Origin of the sequence: Phyllobacterium sp. SL163 (assembly GCF_049896885.1) — a bacterium.
Taxonomy (GTDB): domain Bacteria; phylum Pseudomonadota; class Alphaproteobacteria; order Rhizobiales; family Rhizobiaceae; genus Phyllobacterium; species Phyllobacterium calauticae.
Map to the genome: position 1 here is coordinate 130,791 of NZ_JAFCVE010000011.1, position 13,691 is coordinate 144,481.

7 protein-coding genes and 1 riboswitch are annotated in these 13,691 nt (G+C 58.1%); all 7 genes read left to right on the plus strand.

The genetic code is table 11. The features are described from left to right. Nucleotides 1-2: 2 nt before the first annotated feature. The 7 genes from ACP7B1_RS22490 (at nt 3) to ACP7B1_RS22520 (ending at nt 13,651) form a co-directional block, all read left to right on the plus strand. Nucleotides 3-920, plus strand: coding sequence for a heme/hemin ABC transporter substrate-binding protein (locus ACP7B1_RS22490; RefSeq protein ID WP_403181768.1), 918 nt, complete (start codon nt 3-5; stop codon nt 918-920). After that, the gene (locus ACP7B1_RS22495; protein WP_346306404.1) at nt 917-2,038 is read left to right on the plus strand and encodes an iron ABC transporter permease; all 1,122 of its coding nucleotides are present in this window, start codon (nt 917-919) and stop codon (nt 2,036-2,038) included. The genes ACP7B1_RS22490 and ACP7B1_RS22495 overlap by 4 nt, the downstream gene beginning before the upstream one ends. Nucleotides 2,039-2,040: 2 nt before the next feature. After that, nucleotides 2,041-2,832, plus strand: coding sequence for a heme ABC transporter ATP-binding protein (locus ACP7B1_RS22500; RefSeq protein ID WP_346306403.1), 792 nt, complete (start codon nt 2,041-2,043; stop codon nt 2,830-2,832). Nucleotides 2,833-2,882: 50 nt separating this feature from the next. Next, a riboswitch (cobalamin riboswitch) is annotated at nt 2,883-3,093 on the plus strand. 108 nt (nt 3,094-3,201) lie between these two features. Then, complete coding sequence (locus tag ACP7B1_RS22505; protein WP_426137265.1) at nt 3,202-6,081, plus strand: ribonucleoside-diphosphate reductase subunit alpha; 2,880 nt, start codon at nt 3,202-3,204, stop codon at nt 6,079-6,081. Nucleotides 6,082-6,134: 53 nt separating this feature from the next. Beyond that, on the plus strand, nt 6,135-7,274 hold the full coding sequence (locus tag ACP7B1_RS22510) for a ribonucleotide-diphosphate reductase subunit beta (protein WP_346305854.1): 1,140 nt from the start codon (nt 6,135-6,137) through the stop codon (nt 7,272-7,274). Nucleotides 7,275-7,466: 192 nt separating this feature from the next. Further along, nucleotides 7,467-11,243, plus strand: a complete 3,777-nt coding sequence (metH, locus tag ACP7B1_RS22515; protein WP_346305855.1) for a methionine synthase — start codon at nt 7,467-7,469, stop codon at nt 11,241-11,243. 248 nt (nt 11,244-11,491) lie between these two features. Beyond that, a complete protein-coding gene (locus ACP7B1_RS22520; protein WP_426137266.1) occupies nt 11,492-13,651 on the plus strand; it encodes a hypothetical protein in 2,160 nt (719 codons plus the stop codon). Nucleotides 13,652-13,691 lie beyond the last annotated feature (40 nt).

Sequence of the window (13,691 nt, forward strand, 5' to 3'; positions counted from 1 at the left end):
AAATGACCATGTTCGCTAAACGCCAGAGCAAGCCGGCAAGGCTGCATCTCGCCGCTTCGCTCGCCGGGCTGATGGCATTGCTTTACGCACAAGGCATGGCTTCTGCAGAAGAAGTGACCGGGCGTCTTCCCGATGCGAGCCGGGTAGTGTCCATCGGCGACTCCATCACGGAGATCGTCTATGCGCTGGGGGAAGAAGGGCACCTCGTCGGCCGTGACCAGACGAGTACCTACCCGCAAGCGGCGCAGAAGCTGCCCGATGTCGGCTATATGCGCGCGCTGTCCCCCGAAGGGGTTCTCTCCATCAATCCGACGGCTATCATTGCCGTGGAAGGCAGCGGCCCGAAGGAAACCATCGATGTCCTGAAGAAGGCCAGCCTGCCCTTCGTTTTTGTGCCGGAAGATTACACCGGAAAGAGTATCGCGGCGAAAATACGCGTGGTGGGTACGGCACTTGGCGTTGACGACAAGGCGGAAAAACTGGCGTCGCAGGTCGAGAAGGATTTGCAGGCGGCCGAAGACGCAACGAAGAACATCAAGAACCGCAAGCGGATTCTGTTTGTCCTCAGCGCCCAAGGCGGCAAGATCATGGCCTCCGGCACCAAAACGGCAGCCAATGGGATCATCGCACTGGCCGGTGCCGACAATGCGATCACGGAATATCCCGGATACAAGCCATTGACGGACGAGGCGATCATCACCGCCAAACCCGACGTCATTCTGGTCATGGACCGCGGTGGTGACCATGCGTCCGACAATGCCGACCTTCTTGCCAATGCGGCGATCGCCGCGACGCCCGCCGGCAAAGACAAGAAGATCATCCGCATGAGCGGTCAGTATCTGCTGGGCTTCGGGCCGCGTGCGCCCAAGGCAATTCACGAGCTGGCCGAAGCCATTTACGGCAACGAACTCGGCAAATGAGTGAGACCGTCTTGAGAAAACCTGCCGTCCTTGCTTCCGCACAGGGCGGCAGCAGACTGCGCCCGGATGGTGACCGGTCAGTGTTTGCGCGCATGGTCATTGCTTGCCTGTGCGTCGCGCTCGTTGCCACAGTCCTTTTCAGCCTCGCCTTTGGTGCATCCGATGCATCGGTCCTCTCCGTCGTGAAGTCCCTGATTGCCGGATCCGATATCACGGACAATGCGCTCTCCGTCCGTGATCGCATCATCATTTACGATATCCGCTTGCCCCGCGTCATTCTCGGCGCGCTGATCGGCGCGTCCCTTGCCGTATCGGGTGCAGTCATGCAGGGATTGTTCCGCAATCCGCTGGCTGACCCCGGCATTGTCGGCGTCTCGGCGGGCGCCGGGCTTGGCGCGGTCAGCATCATCGTTCTCGGCGGAACCTTCCTCGCCCCGGTGATCGCTCTGTTCAGTCTCTATGCCTTGCCGCTCGCCGCTTTCTTCGGCGCCCTCATCTTCACGCTCATCCTCTACCACGTCGCGACGCGGCGCGGGCAAACGTCCATCGCCACGATGCTGCTCGCCGGTATTGCGCTCGGCGCCATGGCCGCCGCCTATATCGGTGTCCTGGTCTATGTCGCCGACGACAAACAGTTGCGCGACCTGACATTCTGGGGGCTGGGATCGCTGGCGGGAGCCAATTGGGTCAAGATCGCCGCATCAGGCCCGCTCATTGCGCTCGCCCTCGTCATTTCACCATTCCTCGCCCGCGGCCTCAACGGGCTCGCCCTCGGGGAAGCATCGGCGAGCCATCTCGGCATTCCGGTACAGCGCTTCAAACGCATCGCCATTGTCACCGTCGCTGCCGCCACCGGCGCATCGGTTGCGGTGAGCGGTGGCATCGGCTTTGTCGGCGTCGTCGTTCCGCATCTGCTGCGCCTCGTGATCGGCCCCGATCATCGCTATCTCCTGCCGGCCGCCGCTCTCCTTGGCGCCTGCCTCCTTCTGATTGCCGATGCGGTCAGCCGAACGATTGTTGCGCCATCGGAACTGCCGATTGGCATCGTCACGGCAGCCGTTGGCGCACCCTTCTTCCTGTGGATATTGCTGCGTCGCCGCGGCATTCTGGACCTCTGATCATGATCCGTGTTTCCAATGTCTCCGTGTCCCTCGGCCGAAACAGAATCGTCGAGAACATATCCTTTGATGCTGAGGCAGGCGCATTCACAGTTATCGTCGGACCCAATGGGTCAGGCAAAACGACCCTGATGCGTGCACTCTCCGGTGATCTGCCGCATGAGGGCGTCATCAGCATCAACGGCACGCCGATCAACCGGCTGAAGCTCTGGCAGATGGCAACCATGCGGGCGATCCTGCCGCAATCCACCTCACTGTCCTTCCCGTTTACCGTGCGTGAGATCGTCAAGCTGGGCATGACCAGCGGTCGCTCCGGTGCTTCGCGCCACAACGTGGACACACTGCCCGATGAAGCGCTTGAGCACGTTGACCTCGCGGGTTTCGGCGGGCGGTTCTATCAGGAACTCTCTGGCGGCGAGCAGCAGCGGGTGCAACTGGCGCGCGTCCTCTGCCAGGTCTGGCAGCCGGTGCTGGACGGCCAGCCCCGCTTTCTCTTTCTTGATGAGCCGGTGTCAAGCCTCGATATCAAACATCAGCTGATCATCATGCAGATTGCCCGCGATTTTGCCGATCGCGGTGGCGGGGTCATCGCGATCCTGCATGATCTCAACCTGACCTCCATGTTTGCCGACCGCGTCGTGGTCATGCACAGGGGAAGGGCCGATTCTGTGGGTACCCCCATGGAAGTCTTGACCGATGACCGCATCCTGCGCGTCTATGAATGTGCGCTCAAGGTCGGCGGGCTGCCCGGAAAATCCGTGCCGTTCGTCTTGCCGCAATCCGCAGTGCTCTGAGCATGCGAAGCTGTCGCCATCTACCTATTGACTAAAAATGGCGAATTGATACTAAATATAGATGTTATGGTTCTCTCCGAGTCGCAAGACCGGGAGCTAAGAGGGAAGCCGGTGAAATGTCCTGGACATTGATGCCGGCGCTGCCCCCGCAACTGTAAACAGCGAGTTGTTGTCGACAATGCCACTGAAGCCCAGCTTCGGGAAGGCCGACACCAGCGCCGACCTGTGAGCCAGGAGACCTGCCATGACATGATGAACGTCCACGGGCGGGGTGTCCCGGTGTGTCGCTTGCAATGGTCGGCCGCAAGCTGACCGGATTCTTGCACGCGTGCGCTCGACCTTTGCCCCCAACATTTGGGGTATAAGCATATGTCTCTTTCTCTTCAAACCACCCGCGCCGACGGTCAGTCGCCGGTTCGTCCTGCCGAACTGCAGCCATCATCCAGCGAGCCCGGCTACCGCGTCATTCGGCGCAATGGCTCGGTCACACCGTTCGATCCGCTGAAAATCACCGTTGCTCTCACCAAAGCCTTCCTCGCCGTCGAAGGCAATGTCGCTGCCGGTTCGCGCCGTGTGCATGATGTCGTCGAAGGCTTGACCGCCGACATCGTGACAACATTGAAGCGCCGCAGCAGCGAAGGCCGTCTGTTTCACATTGAAGACGTGCAGGACCAGGTCGAACTTGCCCTCATGCGCAGCGAAAACCACAAGGTTGCGCGTGCTTACGTGCTCTACCGGGAAGAACGCGCGCGAGAACGGGCGAAGCTGGTGGAACCCGTGGCCGAAACCGGCCCGTCCCTCAGCGTCACCCTGCTTGATGGGACCAGGGCACCGCTCGATGCGGCGCGCCTCGCCCGAATCATCGATGAAGCCTGCGAAGGACTTGACGGGGTCAGCGCCACGCCGATCCTCAGCGAAACCCAGCGCAATCTCTATGACGGTATCACCCTCGACGAACTGTCGCTTGCGCCCATTCTGGCTGCACGCACACTCGTTGAAACCGAACCGAACTATTCCTTTGTCACTGCCCGGCTGCTTCTGGACAAGCTGCGCCGCGAAGCCTTGAGCTTTGTCTTCGGCAGGCCCGAACAGGCGACCCAGCATGAAATGGCGGAGCGCTATGCCGATTATTTCCCCGCCTATGTGAAGGCTGGGATTGAAGCGGAACTGCTCGATCCTGAACTTGCCCGCTTCGACCTGCGGAAAATATCAGCAGCCCTGAAGCCGGAACGCGACCTGCAGTTCCAGTATCTCGGCCTGCAGACTTTGTATGATCGTTATCTCCAGCAGACACGCGGTATCCGGTTCGAATTGCCGCAGGCCTTCCTGATGCGCGTTGCCATGGGCCTCGCCACCCGTGAGATCGACCGGGAAGCGCGCGCCATCGAATTCTACGACCTGCTGTCGTCGTTCGACTTCATGGCTTCGACTCCAACCTTGTTCAATTCGGGCACGCTGCGCCCACAACTGTCCTCCTGCTTCCTGACCACCGTCGCCGACGATCTCGACGGCATCTTCAAGGCGGTGAAGGACAACGCGCTTCTGGCAAAATATTCCGGCGGTCTCGGCAATGACTGGACGCCCGTGCGCGGTCTTGGCGCCCATATCAAGGGAACCAACGGCGAAAGCCAGGGCGTCGTACCGTTCCTGAAAGTGGCCAACGATACGGCCATCGCGGTCAATCAGGGCGGCAAGCGCAAGGGCGCCGTCTGCGCCTATCTCGAGACTTGGCATGTCGACATCGAGGAGTTTCTCGATCTGCGCAAGAATACCGGTGACGACCGCCGCCGCACCCATGACATGAACACGGCCAACTGGGTGCCTGATCTGTTCATAAGCCGCGTGGAAAAGGACGAGCCATGGACCCTGTTCTCACCCGACGAGACACCGGATCTGCATGATCTCTACGGCGCTGACTTCAAAATTGCCTACGAGGCTTATGAAGCCAAGGCTGCACGCGGGGAAATCCGTGTCTTCCGCACCGTGCGGGCTCTGGATCTCTGGCGCCGGATTTTGACGATGCTGTTCGAGACGGGCCACCCATGGGTCACATTCAAGGACCCCTGCAATATCCGCTCGCCGCAGGGTCATGTCGGCGTGGTGCACTCGTCGAACCTGTGCACCGAGATTACCCTCAACACATCGAAGGATGAAGTTGCGGTGTGCAACCTCGGCTCGATCAACCTTGCCAATCACATTGCAGCCGAAGGCCTCGACCTTGAGCGTCTGACGCGCACTGTGGCAACGGCCATGCGCATGCTCGACAATGTCATCGACATCAACTTCTACACCATCCCGGAAGCGCGCCATTCCAACCTGCGTCACCGTCCGGTCGGTCTCGGCTTGATGGGCTTCCAGGATGCGTTGCAGGCATTGCGTATTCCCTATGCCTCCAACGAAGCCGTGGCTTTTGCCGATATCAGCATGGAAGCCATTTCCTATCACGCCATTTCGGCATCGGTTGACCTCGCCAGTGAACGTGGCAGCTATCCGAGCTTCAACGGCTCGCTCTGGTCAAAAGGCATTCTTCCGATCGATTCCATCGAACTGCTCGACCGGGCCCGCACGGCGGCTGGTGCCAGGCTTTCGATGGACCGCAGCACGACCCTTGATTGGGAAGCCCTGCGCAAGCGGGTGACAGCAACCGGAATGCGCAATTCCAACACCATGGCGATCGCACCCACCGCAACGATTTCCAACATCTGCGGCGTTGCCCAGTCCATCGAGCCCGCCTATCAGAACCTCTTCGTCAAATCCAACATGTCAGGCGACTTCACTGTCGTCAATGCTGCACTGGTGCATGACCTGAAGCAGCGCGGGCTGTGGGACGAGGTGATGATTTCGGACCTGAAATATTTCGACGGCTCGGTTGGTGAAATCGACCGCATCCCCGCCGACCTCAAGGCGCTCTATGCCACGGCGTTCGAAATCGACAGTGCATGGCTGATTGCTGCGGCCTCGCGCCGGCAGAAATGGATCGATCAAGCCCAGTCGCTCAATCTCTATATTGCCAACCCGAGCGGCAAGAAGCTTGACGAACTCTATCGCCTCGCCTGGAACAGCGGTTTGAAGACGACCTATTACCTGCGTTCGCGTTCGGCCTCGCACGTGGAAAAGTCCACGTTGAAAGGCACCGATGGCAAGCTCAACGCCGTCGCCGCCAAGCCGATTGCCGAATCGATCATCCTGTCGGTACCGGCCGGCAATGCCTGCTCGATCAATGATCCGGACTGTGAAGCCTGCCAGTAAACGCGCAACCGCGCCTGCCACACGTGCTTTGCAATGAATTGAAGGAAAAGACCATGCTTGACTGGACCAACACCGAAGCTGCCGCCAATGCGGCCCGCGCCATCCACCCCGCCCTTGCACCGGATCAGGCACCCGTCGCCGATGCCACGGGTCTTGGCGATATCGTACGCGGCGGTGGCCGTGTGCGCGTCGATGACAAGGCGATGATCAATTCACGTGCCGACGTCAACCAGCTCCTGCCACTCAAATATCACTGGGCCTGGGAGAAATATCTCAATGGCTGCAACAATCACTGGATGCCGACTGAGGTATCGATGCAGGCGGATATCGTCCTGTGGAAATCCAGGGACGGGCTGACCGACGACGAACGCCGTATGATCAAGCGCAATCTCGGTTTCTTCGCGGCCTCCGAGTCACTTGTTGCCAACAATATTGTCCTTGCCATTTACCGGCACCTGACCAATCCGGAATGCCGCCAATATCTCTTGCGTCAGGCTTTCGAGGAAGCCGTCCATACCCACACCTTCCAGTATATCGTGGAAAGTCTCGGGCTGGACGAGGGCGAACTCTTCAACATGTATCGCGAAGTGCCATCGATCACCGACAAGGCGGCCTGGGCGCTCAAGCACACGCAAAATCTCGACAACCCGGATTTCAAGACCGGCACACCGGAGATGGATCAGCAGTTCCTGCGCGATCTCGTGGCTTTCTACGTCATTTTCGAGGGCATGTGGTTCTATACGGGCTTTGCCCAGATCCTGTCGCTTGGCAGGCGCAACAAGATGGTCGGCATTGCCGAACAGTATCAGTACATCCTGCGCGACGAGAGCATCCACATGAATTTCGGCATCGACGTGATCAACCAGATCCGTCACGAAAATCCGCATCTGTGGACAAAAGCCTTTACCGAAGAACTGCGCGGGATGATCAGGGATGCCGCGGAACTCGAGGCATCCTATGGCCGCGATACCATGCCGCGCGGGTTCCTCGGGCTGAATGCTGCGCTTTGCGAAAGCTATATGCACTTCATCGCCAACCGCCGCTGTGCCCAGCTTGGTCTCGCACAGGTCTTTCCCGACACGGACAATCCGTTCCCGTGGATGTCGGAAGCGATGGATTTGAAGAAGGAAAAGAATTTTTTCGAAACCCGGGTTATCGAATACCAGAATGGCGGAGCACTGGCGTGGGATTGATGCGCATAATGCCGGCTCCCGAGGACATTTTCGTCGCGAGGGCGCGCTTGATGCGGGCATCGCGGCTGCGGCGGGACAGGACGCCGCAGCTGCGACAGAATCTGCCGCCAATGGAATTGATTTGTTGACATAAAGATATCTTTATGTGAGTTTACGCCTCTCGTCCCAAGATGGCCAAGAGGCGTTTGAGTCATGAATATTGCAGTCGATAATCTGTTCGGTCCCATGGGTGCTCCACGGGATGGCTCGGAGGTGTTTGAAGCGCTGACCAAGGCGGCGCGCGAACGCATCCTGATTCTCGACGGGGCCATGGGCACGCAGATTCAGGGCCTCAGCCTGAACGAGGACGATTTCCGCGGCGAACGCTTCGCCGACTGCTCCTGTCACCTGCAGGGCAATAACGACCTTCTGATTCTCACGCAGCCCCAGGCCATCGAGGACATCCACTACGCCTATGCCATGGCCGGTGCGGACATTCTCGAAACCAACACATTCTCTTCCACTACCATTGCCCAGGCTGACTACAGCATGGAAGAGGTTGTGTACGAGCTGAACCGCGACGGCGCCCGCCTTGCCCGCCGGGCAGCGATCAAGGCCGAACAGAAGGACGGCAAACGCCGCTTCGTGGCCGGAGCGCTCGGACCGACAAACCGCACCGCATCCATTTCGCCTGACGTGAACAATCCCGGCTATCGCGCTGTCACCTTTGACGATCTGCGTATTGCCTATGCGGATCAGGTGCGCGGTCTGATGGATGGCGGCGCCGATATCATCCTCATCGAAACGATCTTCGACACGCTGAACGCCAAGGCAGCAGTGTTCGCCACGCAGGAAGTCTTCGAAGAAAAGGGCATTACCCTGCCCATCATGATTTCGGGCACGATCACCGATCTCTCAGGCCGAACCTTGTCCGGTCAGACACCGACGGCCTTCTGGCATTCCGTGCGTCACGCGGAACCCTTCACCATCGGCCTGAACTGCGCGCTTGGCGCCAATGCAATGCGCGCCCACCTTGCTGAAATTTCCAGCGCTGCCGATACATTTGTCTGCGCCTATCCCAATGCCGGCCTGCCCAACGAATTCGGCCAGTATGACGAAAGCCCGGAGGCAATGGCCGAGCAGCTGGAAGGCTTTGCCAGTGACGGCCTGCTGAACATCGTCGGCGGCTGCTGCGGTTCGACACCCGATCACATTCGGGCGATTGCCGAGGCGGTCAGCAAGTATCCGCCGCGCCAGATCCCGGAAATTTCCACGCATATGCGCCTGTCCGGCCTTGAGCCGTTCACGCTGACCAAGGACATTCCGTTTGTGAATGTGGGCGAGCGCACGAACATCACCGGCTCGGCCAAGTTCCGCAAGCTGATCACCGCCGGCGACTTTGCTACGGCGCTTGACGTTGCGCGCGATCAGGTTGCCAATGGTGCGCAGATCATCGACATCAATATGGATGAAGGCCTGATCGACAGCGAGAAGGCGATGGTCGAGTTCTTGAACCTGATTGCTGCCGAGCCGGATATTGCCCGCGTGCCCGTCATGATCGACAGTTCCAAGTGGGATGTCATCGAGGCCGGATTGAAATGCGTGCAGGGCAAGCCGCTCGTCAACTCCATCTCCATGAAGGAGGGGGAGGAGGCTTTCCTTCACCATGCCAAACGCGTGCGCGCCTATGGCGCGGCCGTCGTGGTCATGGCCTTCGACACGGAGGGCCAGGCCGATACGCTGGAGCGCAAGGTCGAGATTTGCACCCGCGCCTATGAGCTTCTGACCAAGGAAGCCGGGTTCCCGCCCGAAGACATCATCTTCGACCCGAACGTGTTTGCGGTTGCCACCGGCATCGAGGAACACAACGGCTATGGTGTCGCCTTTATCGAGGCCACACGCCAGATCACGGAAACGCTGCCGCATGTGCATATCTCCGGCGGCATCTCGAACCTGTCCTTTTCATTCCGCGGCAATGAGCCCGTGCGCGAAGCCATGCATGCGGTGTTCCTCTACCATGCGATCCAGGTCGGCATGGATATGGGCATCGTCAACGCCGGACAGCTGGCGGTCTATGAATCCATCGATCCGGAACTACGCGAGGCCTGCGAGGATGTCGTGCTCAACCGCCGCGACGATGCGACGGAACGGTTGCTGGACCTCGCCGAGCGCTACAAGGGATCGGCCGGCAAGGAAGCGCGCGAGCGCGATCTCGCTTGGCGCGAATGGAGCGTGGCGGACCGCATTTCCCATGCGCTCGTCAACGGCATTACCGAGTTCATCGATGTCGACACGGAAGAGGCGCGGCTTGCGGCCGAACGGCCGCTGCATGTGATCGAAGGTCCGCTGATGGCGGGCATGAATGTCGTCGGCGATCTCTTCGGTGCGGGAAAGATGTTCCTGCCGCAAGTGGTCAAATCCGCCCGCGTGATGAAGCAGGCCGTGGCCTTGCTCCTGCCGCACATGGAGGCGGAAAAGCTCGCCAATGGCGGCACGGGCGAGCGCGAAAGCGCCGGCAAGGTGCTGATGGCGACGGTCAAGGGTGATGTGCATGATATCGGCAAGAACATTGTCGGTGTCGTTCTCGCCTGCAACAATTACGAGATCATCGATCTCGGCGTCATGGTGCCTGCGACCAAGATCCTGCAGACGGCGAAGGAACTGAATGTCGATATCATCGGCCTCTCCGGCCTGATCACGCCGTCGCTCGATGAAATGGTGCATGTGGCATCCGAGATGGAGCGCGAAGGGTTCAATATTCCACTTCTGATCGGAGGGGCAACAACCAGCCGCGTGCACACGGCGGTGAAGATCAATCCGCGCTATCACAAAGGCCAGACGGTTTATGTCACCGATGCAAGCCGTGCGGTCGGCGTCGTCTCCCAACTTCTCTCGCCGGATACCAAGGGCGGCTTTGTCGATAACATCCGCAGCGAATACACTAGGGTTGCCGAGACCCATGCCCGCAATGAGGCAGACAAGCAGCGGCTGTCCCTGGAAAGGGCCCGCGCCAATGCCCACAGGATCGACTGGTCGGGCTATGAACCGCCGAAGCCGTCCTTCCTGGGAACGCGTGTGTTCGAAAATTACGACCTCGCCGAACTGTCGCGCTACATCGACTGGACGCCATTCTTCCAGACATGGGAGCTGAAGGGCCGCTATCCCGCCATTCTCGAAGACGAGCATCAGGGCGCGGCAGCGCGGCAGTTGTTTGCCGACGCGCAGGCCATGCTGGCCAAGATCATCGATGAAAAATGGTTCAATCCGAAAGCCGTCATCGGCTTCTGGCCGGCGGGAACTGTCGGCGACGATATCCGCTTGTTCACCGACGAAGGGCGCCAGAAAGAGCTGGCCACACTCTATACATTGCGCCAGCAGCTGTCGAAGCGCGATGGCCGGCCGAATGTCGCCCTGTCGGATTTCGTTGCACCGGTTGCCAGCGGCAAAGGGGATTACATCGGCGGTTTCGTCGTGACGGCAGGCATAGAAGAAATCGCCATTGCCGAACGGTTCGAGCGGGCGAATGACGACTATTCGTCCATTCTGGTGAAGGCCCTTGCCGACCGGTTTGCCGAAGCCTTTGCCGAGTTGATGCATGAACGGGTGCGCAAGGAATTCTGGGGCTACGCGCCGGATGAAACTTTGAAGCCAGATGAACTGATTGGCGAACCCTATCGCGGCATCCGCCCGGCACCCGGTTATCCCGCGCAGCCCGATCACACGGAAAAGGATACTCTGTTCAGCCTGCTCGACGCGGAAAGGCAGATCAATGTCCGCCTGACCGAGAGCTACGCCATGTGGCCGGGCTCGTCGGTTTCGGGCGTCTATCTCGCCCACCCGGAATCCTACTATTTCGGCGTCGCCAAGGTGGAGCGCGATCAGGTCGAGGATTATTCGGAGCGCAAAGCAATGCCGGTCGAAGAGGTGGAGCGCTGGCTGGGCCCGATCCTCAACTATGTTCCGGCCCCGCGGGTTCAGGCGGCGGAGTAACTCTACAACGCCCTCATGCCACGATCATTGTGGTCTTATACGGCTGTTCGCCACGGTCCGCGAACGGCGTGTTCTACGACATTGGTATATGTTGCAAAATTACATTTCTAAGCTAACTTTCTTTTATAGCTGAAAATTAGCTACATTTCTCGACTATTGGTATCGATTTTCATGGTTCCAATCTCACTCACCAGACAATTTTTTACGCACCCTTTTTACATCTGATCCAATTGAAGAACGGAAATATAATGAAAAACATTTTACCGTACGCACCGGCACTTTTGCTTTGTTCAGTTTTGTCCGGATGCAACAATGATTCAACGCCTGCACAACAAGTGACATCAGACAGCACGTTTGTATCGGATGCGGCCCCATCGGTGCCAGCGACGATACAAGCGGTAGTGGCGACAGATCCTGTGAAGGCGAAACCAGATATACCTGTTGTGGAGAAACTCGGAGCGAGACCGCCCATGGGGTTCACAACGTGGTCGCGTTTTGAATGCCACGCCCAAGCCTCGTTCAGGAATTGGCCGAAACTGGAAACAATCAATGGCGTCCAGGCGCCGTTGAATGACGACGGCAGCAGAGATCAATATTCGTTCCAGCACTTCATGCTGGACCAGGCACGTGCGATGAAAGATTCCGGCCTGCTGGATGCGGGGTATAACTATCTGAACGTCGATGATTGCTGGATGAACACAGCGCGTGACAAAAATGGCGCCCTGCAGGGAGCGGCAAGCTGGAATTACGCGGTTCAAGCCCTCAACTCGCATAAGGGTTTTGACGCGGATTTAACGAACTATGTCAGCTATGTTCACGCTCTGGGATTCAAAGCAGGACTTTATAGCAGCTCTGGCTTGCGGACGTGTCAGTATTTTCCAGCTTCAGCAACCCACGAAACGCAAGATGCAACCGCCTTTGCCAAGTGGGGCATTGACCTTCTTAAGTACGACAACTGTGATTATGCGTCTAATGAGAAACCAGAGGATTACAAATATTGGCCGGAAAAGGAACGACCGACTCTCGTAGTTACGTCATCAAAAAAGGAACTCTTCGAGACTATGGCGGCGGCTTTGGCGACTGCGACAAAGGACAGCAACCGAAAAATTCTCTTCCTGGAATCGGCGCCCGCGGCTCACGGCAGTAACGTCGACGCAAAATATACAACTATGGATTGGGTTCGCCCGCTCGGACAGATATGGCGTGTCGGGGGTGACATCAAGAACTACAAATATGATGCAGTCTCCAAGACGCTTAGCAATCCTTGGTTATCCGATGCAGGAGCGAGTGACTACGACAAGGGTGTCTATCCGAGTTTCTATATTGCCGTGGCACTTTCCCGTTACGTCGCGCCAGGCAGCTGGAATGACCCGGATCAATTGCTCATCGGCGACAATGGCATGAACACCGATGAAGAAAAGAGCCAGTTCGCACTCTGGTCCGTTATGGGGGCTCCGCTGCTTCTCAGCACCGATGTACGGCGCTTGACCGAATACTATCAACAGAAGGGAAGGGATGATGCCGGCGTAACCCTCGCGCATCTCAAGGACTCCCTCAAAATTCTGACAAACAAGGATATCATCGCCGTCGACCAGGATAAACTCGGTATCGGCGGCTATATCGCATATCAAACGGATCCGGCACCAGACAAGGGGATGGACGTTGTCGTTAAGCCGCTCAGCGATGACCGGCTTGCCGTTGTCCTTCTCAACAAAAGCAATACCGAGCTTCAGCCGCAGAAAATAAATCTGTGGTCGATAGGCCTCAACCTTTCCGGGCAAAAAAGCTGCACAGTTTCCGCAAAAGATCTCTGGGATAGTAAACCGGAAGGCATCCTACCCGATAAAGAGCTGTGGACCAGGCCTATTCCAGCTCATGGGAATGCCATGTTCCGGCTGGCAGCGAAATGCGATGGCAAAGCGGTCAAAGTCATACCCACCGGTCAGATCTATTCCGTGGCGGGTAGCGGCAAAGCGGGGTTTTGTCTCACAGTGTCGTCCAAGGATACTGCAACTGCCAAATTTGCCATCAGCGCATGCAATGGATCCGACCTGCAAATCTGGTCGCGTGATATCGCCACGCACCGCATCAAACTGGCAGCAGATGCGGATCTGTGTTTATCCATGGCTGCAGGTAACACGTTCAGCCTGGCTAAGTGCAAGATCGGCAAAAACGACAGTATATATTATCATACTGATGTTCAGGACTTTTCGTACTACTTGAACGGTTCCCTTGCCAATGAGGCATTGGAGCCATCTGACGCGGTGCTTAGCCCAAATGTGAAGAAACAGTGTTTGGACATGTATGGTGGCCCATTTGCCGAGAACAACCCGGTAGCTCCTTATCAGTGTGCCGGATCGGCAATTCACGTTGGCCAAATCTGGTCAGCACCGGGCGCTCCGGGATAGCCCATGTCTCCTTGAGCGCCATCGGAAAGATGGCGCTCAG